Genomic DNA, 24,070 nt, shown 5'->3' on the forward strand with positions numbered 1-24,070 from the left:
AGGTCGCTACCGCCAATTTCTGCACTCAGCCTCCTCGAAGGCCTAGTCGCCAGATGGCCCGCCCCAAAGATGGCCCAGTCAGCTCGTGTGAAATTGGCCCGTGTGATGGGTCAATCGGGCGCGCTACCCTCGGCGCAATGACGATGGGATCCACCCCGACTGACCAGCTCACCTCCTTGCCCTTGGCCGAGGCGCCGATGCGTCAGGCCCGCAACTCCGCCGCTTTTTGGAGCGCGACCGGACGATGTCGGGGGCATGAGGTGATCCGGCGCCGCGGTTTCGTCGCGGTCGACGGCGACGAGCGTGCAGGTCTGCGGATCTTGATCCAGGAGCCCGACCTCGACCTGGGCGAACTGGCCGAGTTGAGCGAGCTGGCCCGCCGGGCCGTGGGCCCGGTGAACGCCGAGGACCCGTTCAGCTCGACCGACCTGAGCCACCTGGGCATGCGCAGCTGGCAGATGCCGGTCATGCTGCGCCCGCCCGGGCCCGTCGGCGAACCGGTGCTCGAGGTGATCCGGGTACGGCGGCCCGAGGACCTCCAGGCGGCCGAGCGGGTCGTGATCGAGGGTTTCGAGCTGACCGGATTCGAGCCCTACCGCCCCGGCGAGCTGTTTCCGATGACGCTGATCGAGCAGCCGGGCGTGGAGGTGTTCATCGTATCTCACGACGGCGTGGCCGCGGGAGCGTGCGTCAGCGTCGTGGACGACGGCGTCGGTAGCCATTACTGGGTCGCTACATCACCGGCGTTGCGATCGCGTGGCGTGGGGCGGGCCGTCATGCTCGCCTCCCTGGCCCACCTCGCGGATCTACCGCTCACCCTCACCGCATCCAAACTGGGCCGGCCGCTGTATGAGTCGCTGGGCTACACCGCCGCGACACCCTCGACCTGGTGGGCCTCTCCTCCTGGGCAACAGCGACGGCCTGGTGCTCGCGGGCGCTGCCGCTGATGGCGGTGGCACTGCTCAGGCGGCATTCACGAATTGCAGGCGGGTGATCGTGGAATCTTCATCGCATTCGCCCTGTCCTACGACCAGCTGAGCACGGCCCAGCTGAGCACGGCCCAGCAGGGCATGTTCCGGCTGCTCAGCCTGGTGTCAGGCGACGACTTCGATCGCTACGCGGCAGCCGCGCTCGCCGGCACGTGCCGTAGAAGCGAGCACCACGCCGCGGACACGGGGTCGCCACCGTGCGACTCCCACGGCCGGTCACGAAGTTGTGAATTCCTCACTGTCCCCGCCGCTGCCCCCGACGAAGGATCAAGGCGTGACAGCGATACAGGCGAACCACCTCAGCAAGAGCTACGGCAGATTCCAGGCGGTCAACGACATTTCGTTCGAGGTCGAGGCTGGGACGGTCTTCGCCCTGCTCGGCCGCAACGGCGCGGGCAAGACCACGACGATCGAGCTGCTCACCGGATTCCAGAAGCCCGACACCGGTGCGGTCATGGTGCTGGGCCTCGACCCGATCAGGGACCGCGCCCAGGTGCGCGGCAACGTCGGCATCATGCTGCAGGAGGCCGGATTCTTCCCTGAGCTGACAGTCCGTCAGACGGTCGAGATCTGGCGTGACTTCACCCCCGCCGCGCGCCCCGCGAGCGAGGCGCTGGAGTTGGCCGGCCTGACGGCGAAGGCGAAGACGAAGGTGCGGCAGCTGTCCGGCGACGAGAAGCGCCGCCTGGACCTGGCGCTGGCGCTGCTGGGCCGAACCGATGCGCTGTTCCTGGACGAGCCGACCACCGGCATGGACCCCGAGGCCCGCCGCAACATCTGGCAGGTCGTCCGCGACCTCGCCGCACGAGGTACGGCCGTGCTGCTGACCACCCACTACCTGGAGGAGGCCCAGCAGCTGGCGACGAAACTGGCCATCATGGACAGGGGTGAGATCGTCGTCGGTGGTGACATGGTCGAGACGCTGGCCGCGCGGGTGGGGCGGGTCTCGTTCGAGCTGCCGTCGATGATCCATCCCGGGGAGCTGCCGCTGCCCGCGACCGTGCGGGGCAGGCTCGCCGTCGTCCAGGCCGCTGATCCCGACTTGGCGGCCCAGACGCTGCTGAGCTGGGCGAGCGACCGCGGCCTGCGGCTACGCGGCCTGGAGGTCCGGACGGCGTCATTGGAAGACCTGTTCCTGGAACTGGCCCAGAGCTACGACATTCCCCAGGACGACGTATCTTCCGGAAGCGACCGTGGAAGCCGAAGCGACCGCCCTGCCGTGAGTGGTGACGCCCGTGCGTGAGCTGTTGGCCGTGGCGCGGCTGGGCGGGCGGCTGTTCTGGGGTGACGGGCGGGCAGTCGGCGGCATCGCGGTGCTCAGCGTCTGCCTGGGCGCGGGCCTGCCGCTGCTGATCGCCGCCTCACTCCGCAGCCGCGACGTGGAGGTGGTGCTCGGCATGCATCTCGGCATGCTCGCCATGGTCCTGACCATCGTCGCGACCACCCAGACGGCCGTGGCGCTGTCGGCCCGGCGGGAGATGCTGGTTCTCAAGCGGCTACGCGCCTCGGGCCTGCGCGGGCGGGCCATCATCGGTGGCGAGCTGGTCAACATCGTGACGCAGGCCACTCTCCTGTCGGCCCTCGTCTCGGTGATCCTCTACATCTTCACCTACCTGCCGCCGCCCGAACTGCCGGTGCTGTTCGCGGCGTGCGTCGTCGCGGTGGCCGGGGTGCTGGCGCTGATCGGGGTCGTCTTCTCGATCGTGACCCGCCGCCCCGACCTGAACGCTCCCGCCACGATCCCGTTCATGCTGGCCAGCGTGGTCGGAGCCGGAGGATATGGTCCGTTCGTCACCGGGCTCCTCCCCGGCTGGGTCCAGTGGACACTCGACCTGCTGCCGACCGGAGCGATGGTCGAGATCGCCGGACTCGCCTACCGGGGCGGCGAGCTCACGACACTGACCGGGCCCGTCCTGAACCTGACAACCTGGGCCCTCCTCACTCTGGTCGCCATTCGCCTTCTCTTCCGCTGGGACCCACGCCGATGAGCCTCACGGCCACCTACAAGCTGAGCGCCCGGCTGTTCTGGCGCGACAAGGGCATGCTGCTCGCCTCCGTGGTCACCCCGCTGGGGCTGGCGATCGGGATGCCGGCGCTGATGCGTAACGTTCAGGCCGACGGCATCACGGCCGCGGCGCAGATGTTCGTGGGGACGCTCGCGCTCATCCTGTCGGGGACCGCGTTCCTGAACATCACCGTCGCCCTGACCATGCGACGCGACCAGCTCCTGCTCAAACGGCTGCGCACCACCCGGCTCACCGACCGGCAGATTCTCCTTGGCGAGGTCGCGAACACCGTCACGCAGGCGGTCGCCCTGATGATTGTGTCGGCCGTGGCCGTACACCTCCTGGCCGATGTGCCGCTGCCGAGGAGTCCGGTGCTGTTCGCGGTGTTCGCGATCGCGGGTTCGGCGGTGCTGGCGACGCTGGGGGTGGCGTGGACGGCCGCGATCCCACGCGGGGAACTCGCGGCTGCCATGACGATGCCGTTCTTCTTCCTGGCCGGGTTCGCCTCCGGGGCGATGGGGCCGATCATGAACCTGCTGCCTTCCTGGCTGCACCCACTGCTCGCCGCCCTGCCCACCACCGCGGTGGTGGACGCGGTCCGCGCCTCCTACGGGCCGGGAACACTCGGCTCTGACCTGGCAGCGGCTGCCGTACCGACTCTGGTTCTGGCGGTGTGGGCGGCGGTCGCACTGTTCTCGATCACGAGGTGGTTCCGCTGGGAGCCCAGAAAATCCTAATGTGCCGATCATGAACTCCATTTTCGCGCGGCGGATCGGAATCGCGCTGATCGTCCTGGTCTCGGTCGGCTACACGATCATCCCCCTCGTGGCTTCCCTCGCGACCGCCGCCACCTCGGTCAACGCCGGGCTGCTCGTGGCGCTGACCGCTTTCTACTGGCCGCATTTTCTTCATGTACGGCAGGCTCTTACGGGCACCCGGTCCCGGTGGCTCCCCGCGACGCTGGCGGTGCAGGTACTCGCCACCTACCTGCCGGAGGCCCTCGGGTTCACCGGCTGGTCGGCCGGAACCGCGCCGCTGCTGGCCGGGCCGGTGCTCCTGCTGCTCCCGCTGCGCTGGGGCGGCGTCCTGGTGATGATGATGGTGGCTGTGGAGTTCTGGTGGCTACAGGGCATCTTCCACAACGTGACCGGCTCGTTCTTCTACGCCCTCACCGTCCTCATCACTGGGGCCATGATCTACGTCGTCGTGCGGCTGGTCCGGGTCACCGCCGAATTGGAACAGGCGCGGGTTGACCTGGCGGAGGCGGCGGTGCTGAAGGAGCGGTTGCGGATCTCCCGCGACCTGCACGACGGACTCGGCTGCAGCCTCACCGCGATCGCGTTGAAGGGCGACCTGGCCACCCGGCTCATGGACCGCGATCTCCCCGCCGCGAAGACCGAGGTCGGCGCGTTGATCCAGGTGGCGAGGGAGGCCTCGCAGGAGGTGCGTCAGGTGGCTCGCGGCTATCGGAGGATGTCGCTCGCCGGTGAGGTGCACAGGGCCGCGGCGCTGCTGGAATCGTCCGGAATCGGGTGCCAGGTCAACCTTGCCGAGATCACCCTGTCCCGCGAGCCGGACGAGGCCCTCGCCTGGGCCGTACGCGAGGGCGTCACGAACATCCTGCGGCACAGCCGCGCCACCACCTGTTCGATCACCACCTCGAACCGCGCGGGACGCACCCAGCTGGAGATCGTCAACAACGGCCTCCCACCTGATGACGCGCAAACCGCTCCTGACCCGGTCGGCGATGGGCCTGTTGGTGCCCCGTCTCTTGGCGGCGGGCTGGTCGGAGGCGGCCTGGTCGGGCTGGTGGAGCGGGCCGCCCAGGTGGGGGGCACGGTGGAGTCCGGGCGCACGTCCCAGGGTGGCTTCCGGTTGGTGATGGAGGTGCCCACGTGATCCGGCGTCCTTCTGACCAAGGACATGCACATGATCCGGGCCGCGCTTACCGCGGTGCGCCGTGCAGGTGGAACGCAACGGCGGCACATAGCCACGAGTTCGCGGTGCGAGGCCGGCAGGGTGGCTGGGGATGTCGGGAGGATCTTCCTCCATTGGCTGCGGGATATCAGGTGCGAGAGCGCGCGAACCACAGGCGGTCGGCTGGACAAAGCCAATCACAGCCACTCCCAGGGCGGGACTTTATTGCATACTCTGTAAATATTCATCGTGGAGACCTTGCGGCGTAGCGGCGACGCCGGGATGATCCCGGTAGAGGCCCTTCACGGGGGACAACTTCCTCTGGAGTCTGTCAATAATGTCCTGCCACGTGCCGACCAACTGTGACGACACGCAGAGGTCACGTCACCTGAGCCTGCCCGGCGCCGTCTCCCACCCTGTGCGAGGTACAACCGGAATACCGTGTCCGCGCAGACGCCCAGCGTGCGCTCGTTGTCGGGCCGCTGAACATGCGCTGAGCGCGAGACCACGAACTCTTCTTCGAAGCTGACCCAGGAGCGGCGAGCCGCATGCTTCGGTCGCCGTCGGCCGGCGCCCCCGCACTGCCGCCCCGGCCCTGACTCGTGCCTTGCCGCCGCCGCGGCCTCTCACCTGGCAGCACTCCTCGTACACCTCGCGACCGACCCCCTTGATCCCCCAGAAATCTCGCAGAAGGAATGCCCATGCGATTCTTAGTCCCTCCGCTCGCAGTCGCCGTGGCCTTGACCGGACTGCTCGCCGCCACGAACACCACCGCGGCCTCCGCCGACCGCGCAAGCAAGCCGAGCTACCGGTTGGACTGCGACGGCAACGGCCCCGGCAGCACCTGCACAGTGGTCGCCACCGGCAAGGCCCGACCTCACCGCGTCGAGGAGTTCGTCACCACCGTCAGGAGCGGCGACCAGGTATGGGCGCGAGACACCTTGTACACGCGTGACGGGCAGGTGCGCAGCCGCCCCTTCGTGCTCCCCGACAAGGATGTGACGGTCGACGTCTCCCTCACCTCCCTGCCGGAGAAGCACGTGGGAACACCGCTCCGGCTGATGGCATGGAACCTCTTCGTCGGCGGCACCTACAACCGCCAGGAGAACACCGGCGAGAACCTCGCCCAGATGATCGACTACATGAACGAGGTCAACCCCGACATTCTTTTCGTGGTCGAGGGGTACGGCTCCGGCCAGAAGATCCTCGACGGGCTGAACGCCGGACGGGCGGAGGGCGACCGATTCGCCGGCGTGCAGCTCACCACGCCCGAGGACTACAGCGTCAACGGCGACAACCTGTGGCTCTACACCAAGCTCGACATCCAGAAGGTGTACCCGCGCTACGCCGACGCCGACATCAGCTCGTTCAACCTGGGCGGCGCCCGGCTCGGCCTGCCCAACGGCAAGCATGTCCACGCCTTCAGCCTGTGGACCTGGCACGACGGCTGGGCCTACGGCGACACCCACGACGCGGCGGTGCAGAACACCCACGGCCTGCCCCGCACCAAGACCAACGAACAGATCCTGGAGGGAGACAACCTTCGCCGGGTCGCCATGGGCAAGGCCATCCTCGAGAAGGCGATCCCGTCCTTCATCGGCGACGACGATGCCCCGGTGCTCATGGGCGGCGACCTCAACGCGCAGTCGCACCTGGACTGGAGCGAGCAGTTCGCCGACGCCCCCGGCCACGGCGGTGTGGTCCTGCCCTGGCCGTACACCAAGCTGTACACCGACCACGGCTTCATGGATACCTTCCGCTACGCCAATCCCGACGCCGGACGCTACCCCGGCCGCACGTGGAGCCCTTACCACGGCATGGGCGCCATTCCAGGCCGCATCGACTACGTCTTCGCCCGCGGCAAGGACGTCCGCGTCCTGGGGTCTCGCGCCGACATCGATCGCCTCCCCCGCCACCGGCAGAGCTGGCTCAACCAGCCCTACCCCTTCTACTCCGACCACGGCTCGGTCATCACCGACGTCCTGATCCGCGGCAAGGGGACCGGACCCGACCGGGAGCCCGTCACCGAGGAGCCCGGCAAGGGACGCCACATCTGGCCGGCCGAGCCCGCCGGTCGCCGCATCCCGCCCGCCGAGCTCAAGGCCACCGCCAGCACCTTCAAGCCCGGCGTCGGCGACCCGCGCAATGCCATCGACGGCAAGCTGACCACCGACTTCCACTCCGACTACCCCGCGGTCCCGCCGCAGCCGCACACCATCACCGTCGACCTCGGCCGCGTCAGGGAGCTGTCGGCGGTACGGTTCCAGCCCAAGCTGCGCACGAACATGAACGGCACCATCCTCAAGGGCATGGTGCAGGTCAGCGACGACGGCATCACGTTCAGGGACGTCACACCCGTCGAGTGGCCCCGCATGACCGCGCCCAACGATGTCAGCCTCCAGGGGCTCTCGGCCCGGTACATCAGGCTGCGCTCCGACTACGGCATCGGCGGAGCCTCCGCCCTGGCCGAGATCATCCCTTACGAGAAGGCCTGACAACGAGGGCCGGCCGAGCCAGGTGGACCCGGCTCGGCCGGCCTTCAAGAGGAGGGGGGCGTCAAGAGATGCGTTGAGGAGCAGCGGGGTCGAGGATGGCCCCTTCCAGTGAGAAGAGCCGCTCGTCCACATCGTCCAGCGCCAGACAGGCTCCGCCCAGGGCGACGCATTCCTCACCGAGCGTCGACGGCCGGATGCCGGGAACGCGCAGGCAGTGGGGTTCGAGGGCCCGGTTGAGCGCGGGAAGCAGCACGTCGGCCGAGCGGGAGAAGCCACCGCCCAGAACGACCAGTTCAGGATCCAGGGTCAGCACCATGGCGGCGGTGCCGAGGGCGAGGTGGTGGGCGTAGGTATCGACGGCGGCCTGGGCTTCGGGGTCTCCGGCGCGGGCGGCGTCGAAGACGAGCCGGGCAGCCTCCTCAGGTGATGCGCCGGCGGCCGCGCGACAGACCTCCAGGTGGCCGGCCATGGTGCGCCACCCGGTGACCTCCATGAGGCCCACCTCGCCGGTGGCCCCGCTGAACCCGTGGTGAAGCCGGCCGTTGAGGATGAGCGCGGCACCGGGCCGGCGGCCGACGTGCAGGTAGACAAGGTCCTGAACGCCTGCCGCGACGCCGAGCCGCTGCTCGGCGAGAGCGGCTAGCTTGCTGTCGTTCTCGATGGTGATCGGGCAGGTCAGGCGCTGCCCGAGATGGCCGGCCAGATCGACTCCGGCCCAGTCGGGAAGATCGTGGACCCGGGTGACCAGCCCTTCCCGGTTGACGACGCCGGTGCTTCCTGCGGTGGCGCCCCACAGGTCGGAGGCTTCCCGGCCGGCGGCGACGAGTGCTGCGTCGATGGCTCTCCACACGGCCTCCAGCCGCTCATGCCGGGCGGTGTGCCGGTCGACGGCGACCCGGCCGCTGGCGATGGTCCGGCCCGCGAGGTCGGTGACCACGGCCAGGACCTTGTGGACTCCTATGTCGATGCCCAGCACGTGCCCGACGTCGGTGCGGAAGCGGTAGCGCTTGGCGGGCCGGCCCAAGGTGCCCGGTGCGGGTTCTACCTCGGCGATCCAGCCACGTTGCTGGAGCTCGGCGACGACGTCCCCCACGGAGGCTCGCGACAGCCCGGTCCGCGCGACCAGCTCTGTGAGCGTCAACGGCGCGCGCGCCTCACGCAGGGCGCGGAGGCTGTTCAGGGTGTTCTGCTGACGCAGCCGCTGAAGGTCTCCACCACTGACCTGCACGGGCGTGCTCCTCACTATCAACAGTGTCTGAATTATGTCGCGCTGGTCTACCTGGATCATCCGGCACCGGGGTCTTGACCGCAAGGCGAGATCCGTGAATATCTATGGAGCCTGTAATAAAGGGGGTCTTCGAATGACTTTGACCATAGCCGTCGTCGGGGCGGGAGCGCGCGGCCAGATCTACGCCAGGGCGGCGGCTGCCGACGGTCGGGCACGCATCGTGGCTGTGGCCGATCCCGACCCGGCGAGGCGGGCCGCGCTGGCCACCGAGCACGACGTGCCGGAGCAGTCCCGTTTCACGGGATGGGCTGACCTGGCCGCCGTGCCGAAGCTGGCGGACGCTGTGGTCATCGCGACCCAGGACCGGTTACACGTCGAGCCGGCGGTCGCCTTCGCCGAGCTGGGCTATGCGATCTTGCTGGAGAAGCCGCTGGCCCCCACCGAAGCGGAGGCCCGCCGCATCGTCGAGGCGGTCGAGCGCAGCGGCGTCGTCTTCGCGATCTGCCACGTGCTCCGCTACACCGCCTACACGAAAGCGTTCAAGGAGCTCCTGGGCAGCGGCAGGCTGGGCTCGATCTCCAGCGTCCAGCACCTGGAGCCGGTGGGCTGGTGGCACATGGCCCATTCCTTCGTGCGGGGCGCCTGGCGCAATGCGGCCGAATCAGGGCCGATGCTGCTGACCAAGTCCTGTCACGACATCGACTGGCTGCTCCATCTCGTCGGCGACGAACCGGTCGCCGTGTCGTCCTTCGGCTCGCTGACCCACTTCCGGCCGGAGAACCGGCCGGAGGGTGCGGGCACGCGGTGCGTGAGCTGCCCTGTCGAGCCGACCTGCCCTTACTCGGCCACACGCCTCTATCTGGGCTGTCTCGGCGATCCGGCCCGGGAGTTCTGGCCGCTCGGCGCCGTCACCTCCGACGCCAGTACGGCAGGCGTCATGCGCGCGCTGGAGACCGGTCCCTACGGCCGCTGCGTCTACGACTGCGACAACGACGTGGTGGACCAGCAGGTCGTCACGCTGGAGTTCGCGCGGGGCGCGACCGCGTCGTTGACGATGACGGCGTTCACACCGCTGGAGCACCGCAAGACGCGGGTTTTCGGCACCCACGGCTTCGCCGAGGGGGATGGGCGCCACATCAGGATCGTCGACTTCGCGACCGGCGCCGAGGAAACCCTTGACACCGGGACGAACGCGGGGGCGTCGCTTGCCGATGGCCATGGCGGTGGCGATGCGGGCCTCGTCAGGGCATTCATCGACGCCGTGGCCGCCGGAGACCAGGCGCCGCTCGGCGCCGACCCGGCCGAAGCTCTGGCCGGGCACCTCGTCGTCTGGGCCGCCGAACGCGCCCGCGAGACCCGGACGGTGCAGGCACTGTGACCCTGATCCCGGCGCCTTCCCGCTGCGCACTCGGACAAGGGCTGTTCACCTTCACCGCCGCGACGCCGTTGACCGCCGACCCGGTGCTGGCCGGTGCCGCGACGTGGCTCCGCCAGGCGCTCACCTCGGCCACCGGCCTGCCACTGCTCGAAGGACCCGGCGGGGTCGAGATCCGCCACACCGTGGGCCTCGGGCCCGAGGAGTATCGGCTCACCGCCACGACGGAGTCCGTGCTGATCGAGGCCTCGGCCCAGTCCGGTGCCTTCTACGGGGCGCAGACTCTTCGCCAGCTGCTCGACCCGGCCGCGTTCCGCGCCGGCCGTACCGGAGACAGAACCTGGAGCATCCCCGCGATCGAGATCGCCGACGCCCCCAGGTACGGCTGGCGCGGCTGCCTCATCGACGTCGCGCGGCACTTCCTGCCCAAGAACGACCTGCTGCGGTACATCGACCTGCTGGCCGCGCACAAGCTCAACGTCCTCCATCTGCACCTGACGGACGACCAGGGCTGGCGGCTGGAGATCAGGAAGTACCCGAAGCTCACGGAGATCGGCGCCTGGCGGCGCGAGTCCCCGCTGGGCGCCAAGCGGCATCGCCTGTTCGACGGGCGCCCGCACGGCGGCTTCTACAGCCAGGACGACATCAGGGAGATCGTCTCCTACGCCGCCGACCGCTCCGTCATGGTCGTCCCGGAGATCGACCTTCCCGGCCACACGCAGGCTGCCATCGCCGCTTACCCCGAGCTCGGCAACCTCGACGTCCCCCTGGAGGTGCGCACCGAGTGGGGCGTCGGTGAGAACGTGCTCAATGTCTCCGACGACACGATCGCCTTCTTCACCGATGTCCTCGACGAGGTCCTCGAGCTCTTCCCCGGCGAGTACGTCTGCGTCGGCGGCGACGAGACTCCCAAGACCCAGTGGAACGAGAGCCTCCCCGCCAAGGAGCGCATCCGCGAACTCGGCCTGCGCGATGCCGACGAGCTGCAGACCTGGCTCATGCGGCACTTCACCGACTACCTGCTGGCCCGCGGGCGCAAGCCGCTCGGCTGGGACGAGCTCCTGGAGGGCGGACTGCCCCCGGGCGTCACCGTCGGGGCCTGGCGCGGCGACAGGTGTGCTGCGATGGCCGCGCGGGCCGGCCACGACGTGGTCGTCTCCCCGTTCGCCGAGACGTACCTGGATTTCCGCCAGGCGGAGGGCGACCAGGAACCGGTGCCGATCGGCAGCGTGACCTCCCTGCGCGCCGTCCACGCTTTCGACCCGGTCCCCCATGGCCTCACCGGGGAGGAGCGGAGCAGGATCCTCGGCGCGCAAGCGGCGCTGTGGACCGAGCACATCGACTCGCCCCGCCTCCTCGACTACATGGCCTTCCCGCGACTGGCCGCCTTCGCGGAGGCGATGTGGAGCGACGAGCGTGACTTCGAGGACTTTCGTGTACGGCTCGCCGTACACGAAAAGCGGCTCGACGCCCTGGGCGTGGAATATCGCCCGGCCACCGGTCCGCACCCCTGGCAGCAACGCCCTGATGCTCCCGGCCACACCCGGACCAGGGCCGAGATCGACCGCGAGCTCGCCGACTGGACCTCCAGCCTGCGGCCCTGAACACCCCCCAACCATCTGGAGACAACCATGCGTTTCCGTCTACCCCTCGTCTGCCTCACCGGCCTGGCCGTCATGACTGCCGGCTGCGGCTCGTCCAGCGAGCCGGAAGCCGCAGGAAAGGCCACGATCAGCTACGCCATCTGGGACAAGAACGACCAGACGAGCGCGGAGAAGATCATCGCAGCCTTCCAGCAGGCCAACCCGAACGTCACAGTGAAGCTCGAGATCACCCCGTGGGACCAGTACTGGACCAAGCTCCAGACGGCCGCGTCCGGCGGCGCCACACCCGACGTGTTCTGGATGAACAGCCTCAACGTCCGCATGTACGCCAAGGGCGGGATCATCACCCCGCTCGAGGAGTCGAAGGCCCAGGGCCTTCCCCCGGCGGTCGTCGACGGCTACCGCTACGACGGCAAACTGTACGGCCTGCCGCACAACGTGAGCATTCCGGCACTCTGGTACGATAAGAAGCTCTTCGACGCCGCCGGAGTGGCCTACCCCACCGCCGACTGGACCTGGGACGATGTCAAGGCCGCCGCCAAGAAGCTGACCGACCCGTCCAAGAAGCAGTTCGGCATCCTCGCCCACATGTGGGACCAGGGCGCCTTCTACCCCACCATGCTTCAGGCAGGCGGCCACGTGCTGTCGGAGGACGGCAAGAAGAGCGGCTTCGACGATCCCGCCTCGATCCAGGGCCTGGAGTACTGGACCGGCATGATCAAGGACCAGGTCGCCCCTGTCGCCGAGGTCTACGCCGACACCGACCCCATCACGCTCTTCCAGTCCGGCAAGTACGGCATGCTCTACGGCGGCGTCTGGTTCGCCTCCACCTTCTGGGCCAACCCCGAGATCCGCGAGCGGATCGACGTGGCCCCGCTGCCCAAGGGTCCGGCCAAGGACGCCGTCATCCTGCTGGGCCTTGCCAACGCCGTCTCGGCCAGGAGCGAGCATCCGAAAGAGTCGGCGGCCTTCGCCGAGTTCGTCGTCTCCGAGCAGGCTCAGAAGATCCTCAGCGACAGCGGCGGCGGCGCCCTCTCGCTCCGCGACGGCACGCAGGAGGGCTGGTTCAAGGCCTTCCCCACCTTCCACCTGAAGGAGACCTACGACGCTTCGATGCCGAACGGCGTGCCGTACCCGGTGTCGCTGAACACCGCGCAGTGGCAGGACGTGCAGAACAGGCTGCTCGCCGAGGCCTGGGCAGGCAAGCGGCCGGTGGCCGACGTCGCCAAGGAGATCGCGACGCAGATGAACGAGATCCTGGCCAAGGAGTAATCAATGCACTCCAAGCGCGAGTGGGCGTGGGGATACCTCCTCATCGCCCCGATGGCGCTGGGTCTGGCCGTCTTCTACCTGTGGCCCATCGTTCAGACCCTGTATCTCAGCATGACCGAGTCGGGCGTCTTCGGCGGCTACACCTGGGTGGGGACGGCCAACTTCGCCGAACTGTTCACCGACGAGGAGATGTACGGCGCGCTCGGCAACACCTTGCTCTACTCGGTGTTGGTACTGGCGGGCGTGCCGCTGTCCATCGTCGTCGCGGCGCTGCTGAACGTGCCGGGGCTGCGCGGGCTGAGCCTCTACCGGACCCTCTACTTCCTGCCCGTGGTCACGATGCCCGCCGCGGTGGGCCTGACCTGGAGGTACCTGTTCAACGGCGACTTCGGGGCGATCAACCACGTCCTGGGCACGGCGGGGATCGACGGGCCGTACTGGCTCGGCGACCCCGACTTCGCGATCTACGCCATCGCGGTCGTCGGGATCTGGAGCTCGGTCGGCTACAACGCCGTGTTGTTCCTGGCCGGGCTACAGGGCATTCCGCGTCACTACTACGAGGCCGCCGAGATCGACGGGGCCGGGCGGCTGCGGCAGTTCGTCCGCATCACGCTGCCGTTGCTCACGCCCACCACGTTCTTCGTCGTGGTCATCACGATGATCAACGCGCTGCAGGTCTTCGACCTCGTCTATCTCATGATCGACCTGAAGAGCCCGGCCCTGGAGGGCAGTCGCACGATCGTCTACCTCTTCTACGAGACGGGCTTCGTGCAGAACCAGCGCGGGCTCGCCGCGGCGATCGCCGTCATCCTGCTCGGGCTGGTCCTGATGCTGACCGCGTTCCAGTTCAGGCTACAGAAGAAGTGGGTGCACTATGAGTAGGCCCAGGACCTCGCCGGCGCACTTGTTCCTGGCCGCCGGCGCGCTGGTCATGCTCGCGCCGTTCGCCTGGCAGCTCGTGGTCTCGCTGCAGACCCTGCCGGACTCGCTCCGGGTGCCGCCGAAGTTCACGCCCTCCTGGCAGTGGTCGAACTTCGCCGATGTGTTCCGGTCGGTGCCGCTGGCCAGGCAGTTCCTCAACACGGTCGTGGTCACCGCCGCCGTCACCGCCGGGCAACTGCTGCTGTGCTCGCTGGCCGCGTTCGCCTTCGCCCGGCTCCGCTTCCCGGGCAGGGGCGCGCTGTTCCTGCTCTTCCTGGCCGTCCTGATGGTGCCCGGGGAACTGTTCCTCATCCCGCGCTACGAGATCATGATGGAGCTCGGCTGGCTGAACTCTCTGCAGGCGCTGATAGCGCCGGGCGTGTTCGGAGCGTTCGGCACCTTCATGCTCCGGCAGTTCTTCCTGTCGTTGCCCAGGGAACTGGACGAGGCGGCCTCGATCGACGGGGCGAATCCGCTGCAGATCTACTGGCACATCCTGCTTCCTCTGGTCAGACCCGGCCTGCTGGCGCTCGGCATGCTGACTGTCATGTGGTCGTGGAGTAGCCTGCTCTGGCCGCTGGTGGTCAACACCGATCCGGAGATGATGACGCTCTCGGCCGGCCTCGCCTCGCTGCGCGGTCAGTACCTGACCAACTTCCCCATCCTGTTCGCCGGGTCGGTCGTGGCCTCACTGCCCGTGATCGCCCTCTTCGTCGTCATGCAACGCCAGCTCATCGCCGGCATCGCCTTCACCGGCTCGAAGGGCTGATGTCATCAACTGGTCGGATCGCGGCCGGACCGGTGGTCGGTGTCGGCCCGAGGTCGGCTTCCGCCGGTGCCGCGGACGCCCTCGACCCGTACCTGAACGGCCCGCGTTTCAACCGCCCCACCCGCGGCCGGGACTGGCCCGACTTTCGCACGATCACGCGCGGCGCCGGCCGGCCGTCCCTTCGACGATCTGATCGTACTGATCACGCTGATCCCGAGGAGGTACGGCGAGCCACCCCGACGGCACACGCGGCCCCACCCACGAGCAGGACAGCGACCACGACGACGACCCGCACGAGCCCGTCGGCCGAGGAGGGCGCAGCGAAGTAGACGCTCCCGAGCCCGGCGACGGCGGTCACCCCGGCGAGCATGGGCCCGGTGGAGTTCAACGCCGAGATCGCTGACGCCAGCCGTGGCTCGACCAGCGCTGTGATCTGCGCGATCAGCGGGCTGTACCCGGCAGCGTGCCCGGCCCCCGCCAGGAGCAGCAACGGCATCGCCACGACCGGCTGCCACTGATCGCGGCAGAAGAGCACCAGCAGGCTCGCCCCGCCCGCGAAGGCGATCGGACCCGCGATCGGCAGGGCGCGCTGCAGCCGCTGAGGGAATCGGGTCCAGCTCAAGCTGAGCGCGCCGAAGCCCAGGGCGTACGGGACGAACGCCAGCCCCGCGTGAAGCGGCGAGAAACCCAGCGCGGTCTGGAGGTGCAGGGTGAGGGTGAGCAGAAAGACGGTGTAGCACCCCATGACGGTCCAACAAGCCACCAGCCCCGGCTTCACCCCGCGCGGCCGTACCGATGCCAGGTCCAGCAGGGGATACCGCGCCCTGGTCTCATAGCGGACAAATCCCACCGTCAGCGCGGCACCACACACCAGCGAGATCCAGACCCAACCGGGCCAGCCGAGCTCGCGGCCGAAGATCAGCGGGACCGTGATGGCGGCCATGGCGGCGGTCAGTACCGCCACTCCACCCAGATCGAGGCGTGCCTGCCCGTCCATGCGGGAGAGCGGCAGCAGGCGCGGCCCCACGGCCAGCGCCATCACGCCGATCGGGATGTTGATCAGGAAGACGGGCCGCCAGGACAGGCCGAAGAGGTCGGCGCTGACGACCAGCCCTCCGACGACCTGCCCCAGCGCGACTCCCAGGGCGAGCACCATGCTGTAGAGGCCGATCGCTCTGCGGCGTGCCGTACCCTCCCAGTGCGTCTGGATGAGCGAGAAGATCTGCGGAGTGAGCAGTGCCGCCCCCATGGCCTGCGCGATGCGTGCGAGCACCAGCACGTTCACGTCAGGAGCCAGCCCGCACAGCAGCGATGCGCCGGTGAACCAGCCCAGCCCGAGCAGGAACGCGCGCCGCTGCCCGACGACGTCACCGACCCGCGCGCACGTGACGAGGAGCACGCCGACGGTCAGCAGGTAGCCCGACACGATCAGCTGGATCGCCGCGCCACCGGCGTGAAGATCACCGCGAATGGTTTCCGCAGCCACTGACACGATCGAGCCGTCCATGGACGCCATGACCTGACCGGTGAGCAGTACGGCGAGCATCCGGCCGCGGCGCGCACCCGCCACCGGCGAAGGAGCAAGAGAGATCACGCAGCCAGCATGGGCTGTCCGCGCCTGCCCGGTCTTGAAGAAATTTGCGCACCGGGCCTGCCGCCGTCTTGAGGCTCCGCTCCCGGCACCGGACGCCGTTCCAGATCGGGCGCGCCGGCGGAGCACGCAGGTACCGATGGAGGGCAAGGTGTGTCAGGTGAACGCGCACCGCCGCCGATCTGCCGCATCGGAAGTCTCTATCGCCGAGCCGTGGCAGTGGCTTACGTTCTCGAGATGGCCTACGACATCCTCGAGCTGATCGCGAACCCCGCGCTCGCCCTGACGCCGACCACGACCGTCCACTCCGGTGTCGTCCGGGTGGGCCACAATGCCCGCATCCAGGTGTGGCGATCGAACGAACCGGCCACGGAGTTCGGCTTCTATCCGCCCGACATGCCGCCGCTGGCCGAGGGTGTGCCGGCGCCGCTGATCTGGGCAGAGGCCCAGGTGATGTGGTTCGTGCCCGGTACGCAGTCGTCGGGGCACTTCCCGATCGGCGTGGAGCGGATCTCCGCCGCCTACACGCCCGATCCTCGTGGCGGTCCGGCGCGCTGGCTCCTGGTCAGCGGCGCGGCGCACGCGTCGGCCGGCCTCCGGCTGGCCTACCGCATCACGGTCCAGGGGCAATGAGCGGCCGGGGAGCGCGTCAATGCTCGGCGACCCGAGCCGGGTCAGGAACGTGAGCATGTCGTAGTTCCTGGAGGCGCTCCGGCGGCTATGGCACGCTCGGCGAATCTGGCGACGTCCGGAACGAAGACCATCCAACCCGGCACACCGCATTACCAAGCGCTTGCTTGAGATAGCCGTACGGACCTACAGTCGAGGAGATGTCCATGCCTGAAGGTCCTCTGGCCGGAGTGCGGGTGCTGGAGCCGGCCCGGGCCGCCCCGGGCCCGTGCGCCGGGATGATGCTCGTCGACCACGGCGCCGAGGTGCTGCGCGTCGACCGCGTCAAGACGGTCTCCACCAAGCCGCGCGCCGACGTCATGGACCGCGGTAAGCACACCATCGGGCTGGACCTCAAGACCCCCGACCGGGTGGCCGCCTTCAAGGAGCCGGCGGAGCAGGCCGACGTGCTCATCGAGGTGTTCGGGCCGGACGTCACCGAACGGCTCGGCATCGGCCCGGACGACCTGCACGCGATCAACCCCAGGCTGATCTGCGGCCGGATGACCGGTTGGGGCCAGGACGGTCCGCCTGCACCCACCGCCGGGCACGACATCGACCGCATCGCCGTCTCCGGCGTTCTGCCGATGCTCGGCCGCGAGGGCGACAAGCCGGCGCCGCCGATCGACATCCCGGGCGCTTTCACCGTCGACGAGCCGTTGTGGAGGGAACAGCCATGAACCTCGGCGGCCAGGGAGTGCTCGTCACCGGCGGCGGCAGCGGCATCGGGCTGGGCATCGCCAAGCGCCTTGCCGCCTCGGGCGCCGCCGTGACAATCTGCGGCCGTACCGAGGACCGGCTGGCCGCCGCCTGCGCGGAGATCGGCAAGGCGAGCTACGTGGTGGCCGACGTGGCCGACGAGAAACAGATGGCGGCGGCCGTACGGCGGGCCTGGGAGCAGGCGGGTGGCCGCCTCGACGGGGTGGTCGCCTCGGCGGGCGGCTCCGGCTGGCTGGGCCCGATCACCCGACTGCCGATCGAGGAGTGGCAGAAGGTCATCGCGACGAACCTGACCGGCACCATGCTGGCGCTCAAGCACTCCGCCGCGCTGATGGCCACGGCGGGCGGCGGCTCGTTCGTGGCGATCTCCTCGATCGCCGCCTCCAACACCCACCGCTGGTTCGGCCCGTACGGCGTGGCCAAGGCGGGCATCGACCACCTGTGCATGCTGGCCGCCGACGAGCTCGGCCCCAGCGGTGTCCGGGTAAACGCGATCCGTCCCGGTCTGATCCGCACCGAGATGGTGTCGATCATCACCGAAGCGGAGAACCCGGTTCTGGCCGACTACCAGGCCTGCACCCCGCTGCCCAGGGTGGGCGAGGTGGCGGACGTGGCCGCGCTGGCGACCTTTCTCCTGTCGCCCGAGGCCTCGTGGATCACCGGCCAGGTCATCAACGTGGACGGCGGCCACTCGCTGCGCCGCGGTCCCGACTTCTCCCCCTGGCTCGAACCCGCCTACGGCCGCGACGGCCTGAGAGGGGTGACACCCACGCAGACCCCATCCTGATGTGTCCGGCGCCAGCGCCGGACACATCAGGACACTTCGGTATGACCGCCACATCGTCGGCGCGAGCGATGCGGCGGCTCCGTGACACTCCCCCACCGGAGCTGACCATGCACGATCTTGTCATTCGCGCCGCCACCGTCGTCGACGGGACTGGTGCCCCGCCGTACACCGCCGACGTCGCCGTCACGGACGGCCGCATCACCGAGGTGGCCCGCCAGAACGGCGCCGGCCGGCCGGGGCGCGCCCGGCGCACCGTCGAGGCGGACGGGCTGCTGCTCACGCCCGGCTTCGTCGACCTGCACACGCACTATGACGGCCAGGCCACCTGGGACCCGCTGCTCGGTCCCTCGTGCTGGCACGGCGTCACCAGCGTGGTCATGGGCAACTGCGGCGTCGGCTTCGCACCCGCCAGGCCCGACCGGCGCGAGTGGCTGATCGGCCTCATGGAGGGCGTCGAGGACATTCCCGGCACCGCCCTCTCCGAGGGGATCGCCTGGGAGTGGGAGAGCTTCCCCGAGTTCCTCGACGCGCTGGAGCGACACCCGCACGTCCTCGACATCGGCACTCAGGTGCCGCACGGCGCGCTGCGCGCGTACGTGATGGGCGAGCGCGGCGCGCGCAACGAGCCCGCCTCACCCGACGATGTCGCCAGGATGAAGCAGCTGGTCAAGGAGGGGATCGAGGCCGGCGCGCTGGGATTCTCGACGAGCAGGACGCTGGCGCACAAGGCGATCGACGGCGAGCCGGTTCCGGGCACGTTCGCGGCGGAGGACGAGCTGTTCGGCATCGGCGAGGCGCTGCGCGAGCTCGGCAGGGGCGTCTACGAGATCGCACCGGCCGGGGCCGCGGGCGAGGACGTCAACGCGCCGATGAAGGAGGTTTCCTGGATGAGCAGGCTGGCCGAGGCTGTCGACCGGCCGGTGACCTTCGCGCTGCTGCAGATCGACTCGGTGCCCGACCTGTGGCGTGAGCTGCTGAGCGAGTCGGCCAAGGTGGCGCGGCTGCACCCGCAGGTGGCCTGCCGGCCGTTCGGGATGCTGATCGGCCTCGAAGCGCTTCACGCCTTCGCCGATCACCCCTCATATCAGCAAATTTCCACCTTGCCGCGCCACGAACGTGTCCAGCGCATGCGCGAACCCCAGGTCAAACACCGCATCCTCCACGAGGTCCCGAAGGAGGAGGACGTGCTCGCGGCCCTCTGCCGCGGTTTCACCGACCGCCTCTATCCGCTGAATCCCGAAAATCCGGACTACGAGCCACACCCCAGCACCTCCGTCAAGGCTCAAGCCGAGCGCCAGGGCCGAGAGCCGCTCGAGCTGCTGTACGACCTCATGCTGGAGGACGACGGCCAGGCGATCTTCCTTCTGCCGATACTCAACTACGCCAACGGCGACCTGGACCCCCAGCGCGAGATGCTGCTGCACCCGCAGGCCGTGCTCGGGCTCGGCGACGGCGGCGCGCACTGCGGCTTCATCTGCGACGCCTCCATGCCCACGACGATGCTCTCCCACTGGGCGCGCGACCGCTCGCGCGGTGCGCGGCTGCCGCTGGAGCACGTCGTCAAGCTGATGTCGCGCGACACCGCCCAGCTGTACGGCCTGCACGACCGCGGCACGATCTCCCCCGGCATGAAGGCCGACCTCAACCTCATCGACTTCGAGCGGGTCGGCAACCACCGCCCGCGGATGGTATACGACCTGCCCGCGGGCGGACGCAGGCTCATCCAGCGGGCCGACGGCTACGTCGCCACCTTCGTCGGCGGCATCCAGACCTTCTCTCACGGCGAGCACACCGGGGCACTGCCCGGCCGGCTGATCAGGGGCGGAGCATGAGCGAACTGTTCAGGACCACGGAAGTGGTGATCGCGGGCAGGAAGGCCATGGCCGACGGCCACCGGACCGGCATCGACCTGCTCGACGGCGACATGTACGCGGACGATCCGTGGTCGCTGTACGCCTGGCTGCGCGAGCACTCCCCTGTCCACTACGACGAGGCGAACGACCTGTGGGGCATCTCCCGCCACGCCGACATCTGCGCCATCGAGCGCGACCCCAAGCTCTGGACCAGCACCGGCGGCTACCGCCCGCAGCTGCCGTCCGACCCCTCCATGATCGGCACAGACGATCCGCGGCATGCCGAGCGCCGCCGCCTCGTCTACCGCCGCTTCACCCCGCGCTACGTGCACGACCGCTACGCCGAGCGGATCAGGGCGGTGGTGGTCGAGCAGATAGGCCAGGCGCTGGAGGAGGGCACGGTGGACGCGGTGACCGCGCTGGCCGCGCCGCTGCCCGCCCGGATGATCGGCTGGCTGCTCGGCTTCCCCGACTCCGATTGGCCCAAGCTCAAGCACTGGTCGGAGACGACGATCGCGGCGGGGGGCGGCCTGCGCTACGTCACTCACGAGGCCGCTGTCGCCGCCGGGGAGTTCGGCCTGGCCGTGCTCGACCTGGCCGCCGAACGCCGCAAGTGCCCGCACGACGACCTGATGTCGCTGTGGTCGGCACGGCCCGACTACGACGACGAGCACCTGGCCAACGAGGCGCTGCTGCTGCTCGACGGCGGCGCGGAGACCACTCGCACGGTGATCGCCACCGCCATCGACGCGCTGATCAGGCACCCGGACCAGTGGCGGCTGCTGCGTGAGGAGCCGTCGCTGATGGAGAACGCGGTCGAGGAGTTCATCCGGTGGACCACGCCCATCCTGAACATGTGCCGCGCCGCCACCCGCGACACCGAGCTGCACGGCCACACCATCAGGAAAGGTCAGCAGGTTCTGCTCATGTACGGCTCGGCCAACCGCGACCCGGCGGTCTTCGCCGACCCCGACGTGTTCGACGTGACCAGCAAGCCGGGCGGCCACATCGCCTTCGGCCTGGGCACGCACTTCTGCCTCGGCGCGGCGCTGGCCAGGCTGGAACTGAAGATCTTCTTCGAGGAGTGGGTGGCCAGGGTCGGCTCGGCCGCGTGGGCAGACGCGGAGGGGCCGCGGCTGATGCGCAACTCCTTCGTGCGCGGCGTCACGTCCTTCCCGATCGTCCTGGAGGCTCGGTGATCAACCTCGCGGACGTCTTCGAGCGCGCCGCGGACGCGGTGCCCGACCGGCTCGCGCTGGTCGCGGGCGAGGACCGGCTGACCTACCGCGAGCTGGACGAGCGCGCCAACCGGGTGGCGCACTGGCTCCAGGTCCAAGGGGTACGGCCGGGCGAGCACGTGGGCATCCTGTCCTGGAACCGCGCGGAATGGCTGGAGAGCATGATCGGCTGTTTCAAGGCCAGGGCGGCGCCGGTCAACGTCAACTATCGCTACGTGGAGCGGGAGCTGGGCCACCTGCTCGGCGACGCCGACTGCGTGGCATTGCTGGGCGAGGCCGATCTGCTGGCCAGGGCGCCCTTCGACGGTCCCGTGCTGGCCTTCGGCGAGCCGTACGAGAGGGCGCTGGCGGGCGTGCCGGGCGGCAGGGACTTCGGGCCGCGGTCGGGGGACGACCCGTACATCCTCTACACCGGTGGCACGACCGGGCGGCCCAAGGGCGTGTTGTGGCGTTCGGAGGACATCTATCTCGCGGCGATGAGCGTGTACTCGGGGCCGATCAAGGATGTCTCCGAGCTGCGCTTCGGGCCCGAGGGGCTGCGCTTCCAGGTGCACGCGCCGCTGATGCACGGCAATGGGCAGTGGAGCACCTGGATCTGCCTGTCGGCGGGCGGCACGGTGATCCTTTGGACGGGGCGGCACTTCGACCCTGTGGCGGTGCTGGAGCTGGCCGAGCGTGAGCGGTCGCAGGTGCTGACGTTCGTCGGGGACGGCATGGTCAGGCCGGTCGCCGACGAACTGGGGCGCCGGCCGTACCAGCTGGAGGTCTTCTCGGTGGGGTCGGGCGGGGCCCCGCTGTCGGCGACGACGCGCGAGAGGATCCGCGCGGCGCTGCCCGACGCGACGATCGTCGACAACTACGGCGGGTCCGAGACGGGCGCGGTAGGGGCCGCCGCCGAGGAGGAGCGCCCCAGGTTCGCGCTGAGTCCCGGCTTCGCCGTGCTCGGCCCCGATCACCGCCCGGTACGGCCAGGCCAGCAGGGCGTACTGGCCAGATCAGGAAACATCCCGCTCGGCTATTACAAGGATCCGGTGAAGTCGGCGAGCACCTTCGTCACCGGACCGGACGGGACCCGCTGGGCGCTGCAGGGCGATCAGGCGATCCTGCACGAGGACGGCACCGCGCTCATGCTCGGCCGGGGCTCGACGGTGATCAACACCGGTGGGGAAAAGGTGTTCCCCGAGGAGGTGGAGATCGCCGTGCGCAGCCACCCGAAGGTGTACGACGCGCTGGTGATCGGTACGCCCGATCCGCGGTTCGGCCAGCGGGTGACAGCAGTGGTCGCAGGTGAGGTGACGCTGGAGGAGCTGGCCGAGCACTGCCGCGGGCGGCTCGCGGGTTACAAGATCCCGCGAGCGCTGCGGATCGTGCCCGAGATCAAGCGGACACCCGTGGGCAAGCTCGACTACGCGTGGGCGCGGACGCTGGTCGCATAGAAGCGTGTTCGAGTCGTGGAGACGGAGACCCGAGGCGTTCGGCCAGGCGGCGGATCAGCGGGGTGGGAACGCCGTTGATCAGCCGGGCACCCTGGGCCAGGGCCCCCATGGCACAGTAGGGCGGTTAGGACTGGCCGCCCTCCTGTGACAGCCCCGTGCGCCCAGCGACCCGGTGCCTGTCCTGCTGTCACGCCGTCCAGCCGCCGGTCTGCAGTCGGTTCACTAGCCGACGGCGAGACCGGCTCGCAGTCTGTTCAGCACCGCCCGCAGGATGCGGGAGACGTGCATCTGGGAGATGCCGACCTCGTCGGCGATCTCGGCTTGGGTGAGGTTGCCGTAGTAGCGCAACAGCAAGATGTTCTTCTCACGCGGCGGCAACGCGTCGATGAGGGGCTTGACCGCCAGGGAGTCGATGAAGGTCTCCAGACGATCGTCCGGATCGGCGATGAGATCGACGTGGCGGTCGTCCCCCTCGCCGACCAGGTAGGCGTCCAAGGAGTACGTGCTGTAGGCGGTGGCCATATCGAGGGTGAGCAGCACCTCTTCTTCTGTCAACCGCATGTGCGCGGCCAACTCGGCGATGGTCGGCGAGCGTTGTAGCGACTGAGCCAGGTCGGACACGAGCCGGTTCAGCACCGGACGGCGTTCCTGATAGACGTGGGGCACCCTGAGAGCCCAGGTTCGGTCGCGGAAGTGCCGCTTGACCTCCCCGGTCATCGTGATGGCCGCATAGCCGCGAAAATCGTGGCCCAGGCTGGCGTCGTAGCCGGTGATAGCCTTCATCAACCCGAGGTAGGCCACCTGGAGAAGGTCCTCGACGGGCTCGCCGCGATGGCGGTAGCGCCGGGCTATCGCTGTGGCCAGCCAGCTGTACATCTGGACAAGACGCTCACGTATACGCTCCCGATCGGGTCCCGACGTTCCCGTCCGCCATGACCGCCAGGAGGTCTTCGACGACCATGCTGTCGAGCGTGATGTCCTGGACAGTCATCCTGCTCCTTTGCGGTGCGCCGCCGCCGCGGATGGGTCGCCATTGGACACGACCATACGATCAAGCGGAGTTGCGGCGATTTATGCCGCCTTCACTCCATAAGTGACATGTCGCTACCTCCTGAATCGACCCCCGTTTCGCGTATCGGCCCAGGAAACCTTCCTCGCGTGAAATGAGCACCCGCTGCAGCGGAGAATCGTGACGAGGTC

At 69.1% G+C, this 24,070-nt stretch carries 20 protein-coding genes; 17 read left to right on the plus strand and 3 right to left on the minus strand.

The window, feature by feature from the left end:
- Positions 1-182: 182 nt before the first annotated feature.
- The 6 genes from ABZX22_RS23375 to ABZX22_RS23400 all read left to right on the plus strand — a co-directional run bounded on the left by ABZX22_RS23375 (position 183) and on the right by ABZX22_RS23400 (position 7,407).
- Positions 183-947 (plus strand): GNAT family N-acetyltransferase, encoded by a 765-nt coding sequence (locus ABZX22_RS23375; protein WP_354912579.1) that lies wholly within the window; start codon positions 183-185, stop codon positions 945-947.
- A gap of 316 nt (positions 948-1,263) precedes the next feature.
- Positions 1,264-2,232, plus strand: coding sequence for an ABC transporter ATP-binding protein (locus tag ABZX22_RS23380; RefSeq protein WP_354912581.1), 969 nt, complete (start codon positions 1,264-1,266; stop codon positions 2,230-2,232).
- Complete coding sequence (locus tag ABZX22_RS23385; protein WP_354912583.1) at positions 2,225-2,977, plus strand: ABC transporter permease; 753 nt, start codon at positions 2,225-2,227, stop codon at positions 2,975-2,977. Before ABZX22_RS23380 ends, ABZX22_RS23385 begins: the two co-directional genes overlap by 8 nt.
- Positions 2,974-3,732 carry an ABC transporter permease gene (locus ABZX22_RS23390; RefSeq protein WP_354912585.1) on the plus strand — a complete coding sequence of 253 codons (759 nt, stop codon included), beginning with the start codon at positions 2,974-2,976 and terminating at the stop codon, positions 3,730-3,732. Before ABZX22_RS23385 ends, ABZX22_RS23390 begins: the two co-directional genes overlap by 4 nt.
- A gap of 10 nt (positions 3,733-3,742) precedes the next feature.
- Positions 3,743-4,894, plus strand: a complete 1,152-nt coding sequence (locus tag ABZX22_RS23395) for a histidine kinase (protein ID WP_354912587.1) — start codon at positions 3,743-3,745, stop codon at positions 4,892-4,894.
- 719 nt (positions 4,895-5,613) lie between these two features.
- Positions 5,614-7,407, plus strand: a complete 1,794-nt coding sequence (locus tag ABZX22_RS23400; RefSeq protein ID WP_354912589.1) for a discoidin domain-containing protein — start codon at positions 5,614-5,616, stop codon at positions 7,405-7,407.
- A 61-nt stretch (positions 7,408-7,468) separates the two neighbouring features.
- Here the strand turns inward: ABZX22_RS23400 and ABZX22_RS23405 are convergent, their stop codons facing one another.
- Positions 7,469-8,635 (minus strand): ROK family transcriptional regulator, encoded by a 1,167-nt coding sequence (locus tag ABZX22_RS23405; protein ID WP_354912591.1) that lies wholly within the window; start codon positions 8,633-8,635, stop codon positions 7,469-7,471.
- A gap of 94 nt (positions 8,636-8,729) precedes the next feature.
- On the opposite strand from ABZX22_RS23405, the gene ABZX22_RS23410 reads away from it, so the two are divergent.
- The 5 genes from ABZX22_RS23410 to ABZX22_RS23430 are packed head-to-tail and all read left to right on the plus strand — an operon-like array spanning position 8,730 to position 14,576.
- Positions 8,730-10,013: a Gfo/Idh/MocA family oxidoreductase gene (locus tag ABZX22_RS23410; protein ID WP_354912593.1), complete on the plus strand. Its 1,284-nt coding sequence runs from the start codon at positions 8,730-8,732 to the stop codon at positions 10,011-10,013.
- Positions 10,010-11,614, plus strand: a complete 1,605-nt coding sequence (locus ABZX22_RS23415) for a beta-N-acetylhexosaminidase (protein ID WP_354912595.1) — start codon at positions 10,010-10,012, stop codon at positions 11,612-11,614. Before ABZX22_RS23410 ends, ABZX22_RS23415 begins: the two co-directional genes overlap by 4 nt.
- Positions 11,615-11,641: 27 nt before the next feature.
- Positions 11,642-12,886 carry a sugar ABC transporter substrate-binding protein gene (locus ABZX22_RS23420; RefSeq protein WP_354912597.1) on the plus strand — a complete coding sequence of 415 codons (1,245 nt, stop codon included), beginning with the start codon at positions 11,642-11,644 and terminating at the stop codon, positions 12,884-12,886.
- Between the two features lie 3 nt (positions 12,887-12,889).
- Positions 12,890-13,768, plus strand: coding sequence for a sugar ABC transporter permease (locus tag ABZX22_RS23425; RefSeq protein WP_354912599.1), 879 nt, complete (start codon positions 12,890-12,892; stop codon positions 13,766-13,768).
- Entirely contained in the window at positions 13,761-14,576 is an 816-nt protein-coding gene (locus ABZX22_RS23430; RefSeq protein WP_354912601.1) for a carbohydrate ABC transporter permease, read from the plus strand. The genes ABZX22_RS23425 and ABZX22_RS23430 overlap by 8 nt, the downstream gene beginning before the upstream one ends.
- A gap of 202 nt (positions 14,577-14,778) precedes the next feature.
- Here the strand turns inward: ABZX22_RS23430 and ABZX22_RS23435 are convergent, their stop codons facing one another.
- The gene (locus ABZX22_RS23435; protein ID WP_354912603.1) at positions 14,779-16,170 is read right to left on the minus strand and encodes an MFS transporter; all 1,392 of its coding nucleotides are present in this window, start codon (positions 16,168-16,170) and stop codon (positions 14,779-14,781) included.
- Between the two features lie 150 nt (positions 16,171-16,320).
- Between ABZX22_RS23435 and ABZX22_RS23440 the strand changes: the two genes are divergently transcribed.
- The 6 genes from ABZX22_RS23440 (at position 16,321) to ABZX22_RS23465 (ending at position 22,870) form a co-directional block, all read left to right on the plus strand.
- Complete coding sequence (locus ABZX22_RS23440; RefSeq protein ID WP_354912605.1) at positions 16,321-16,800, plus strand: hypothetical protein; 480 nt, start codon at positions 16,321-16,323, stop codon at positions 16,798-16,800.
- A 203-nt stretch (positions 16,801-17,003) separates the two neighbouring features.
- Positions 17,004-17,516, plus strand: coding sequence for a CoA transferase (locus ABZX22_RS23445; RefSeq protein WP_354912607.1), 513 nt, complete (start codon positions 17,004-17,006; stop codon positions 17,514-17,516).
- Positions 17,513-18,343 carry an SDR family oxidoreductase gene (locus tag ABZX22_RS23450; RefSeq protein WP_354912609.1) on the plus strand — a complete coding sequence of 277 codons (831 nt, stop codon included), beginning with the start codon at positions 17,513-17,515 and terminating at the stop codon, positions 18,341-18,343. Before ABZX22_RS23445 ends, ABZX22_RS23450 begins: the two co-directional genes overlap by 4 nt.
- A 107-nt stretch (positions 18,344-18,450) precedes the next feature.
- Positions 18,451-20,175, plus strand: a complete 1,725-nt coding sequence (locus ABZX22_RS23455; RefSeq protein WP_354912611.1) for an amidohydrolase family protein — start codon at positions 18,451-18,453, stop codon at positions 20,173-20,175.
- On the plus strand, positions 20,172-21,395 hold the full coding sequence (locus ABZX22_RS23460; RefSeq protein ID WP_354912613.1) for a cytochrome P450: 1,224 nt from the start codon (positions 20,172-20,174) through the stop codon (positions 21,393-21,395). Before ABZX22_RS23455 ends, ABZX22_RS23460 begins: the two co-directional genes overlap by 4 nt.
- Entirely contained in the window at positions 21,392-22,870 is a 1,479-nt protein-coding gene (locus tag ABZX22_RS23465) for an AMP-binding protein (RefSeq protein WP_354912615.1), read from the plus strand. The genes ABZX22_RS23460 and ABZX22_RS23465 overlap by 4 nt, the downstream gene beginning before the upstream one ends.
- Positions 22,871-23,092: 222 nt before the next feature.
- On the opposite strand, the gene ABZX22_RS23470 is transcribed toward ABZX22_RS23465, so the two are convergent.
- Positions 23,093-23,746, minus strand: coding sequence for a SigB/SigF/SigG family RNA polymerase sigma factor (locus ABZX22_RS23470; RefSeq protein WP_354912617.1), 654 nt, complete (start codon positions 23,744-23,746; stop codon positions 23,093-23,095).
- Positions 23,747-24,070 lie beyond the last annotated feature (324 nt).

This window comes from Nonomuraea sp. NPDC003804, from assembly GCF_040610675.1.
Taxonomy (GTDB): domain Bacteria; phylum Actinomycetota; class Actinomycetes; order Streptosporangiales; family Streptosporangiaceae; genus Nonomuraea.

Bases quoted from the DNA above. Each gene is read 5' to 3' on its own strand.
- ABZX22_RS23420 (WP_354912597.1), top strand. From the start codon at position 11,642: ATGCGTTTCCGTCTACCCCTCGTCTGCCTCACCGGCCTGGCCGTCATG.
- ABZX22_RS23445 (WP_354912607.1), top strand. From the start codon at position 17,004: ATGCCTGAAGGTCCTCTGGCCGGAGTGCGGGTGCTGGAGCCGGCCCGG.
- ABZX22_RS23460 (WP_354912613.1), top strand. From the start codon at position 20,172: ATGAGCGAACTGTTCAGGACCACGGAAGTGGTGATCGCGGGCAGGAAG.
- ABZX22_RS23400 (WP_354912589.1), top strand. From the start codon at position 5,614: ATGCGATTCTTAGTCCCTCCGCTCGCAGTCGCCGTGGCCTTGACCGGA.
- ABZX22_RS23425 (WP_354912599.1), top strand. From the start codon at position 12,890: ATGCACTCCAAGCGCGAGTGGGCGTGGGGATACCTCCTCATCGCCCCG.
- ABZX22_RS23450 (WP_354912609.1), top strand. From the start codon at position 17,513: ATGAACCTCGGCGGCCAGGGAGTGCTCGTCACCGGCGGCGGCAGCGGC.
- ABZX22_RS23430 (WP_354912601.1), top strand. From the start codon at position 13,761: ATGAGTAGGCCCAGGACCTCGCCGGCGCACTTGTTCCTGGCCGCCGGC.
- ABZX22_RS23455 (WP_354912611.1), top strand. From the start codon at position 18,451: ATGCACGATCTTGTCATTCGCGCCGCCACCGTCGTCGACGGGACTGGT.
- ABZX22_RS23390 (WP_354912585.1), top strand. From the start codon at position 2,974: ATGAGCCTCACGGCCACCTACAAGCTGAGCGCCCGGCTGTTCTGGCGC.
- ABZX22_RS23470 (WP_354912617.1), bottom strand. From the start codon at position 23,746: ATGTACAGCTGGCTGGCCACAGCGATAGCCCGGCGCTACCGCCATCGC.
- ABZX22_RS23395 (WP_354912587.1), top strand. From the start codon at position 3,743: ATGAACTCCATTTTCGCGCGGCGGATCGGAATCGCGCTGATCGTCCTG.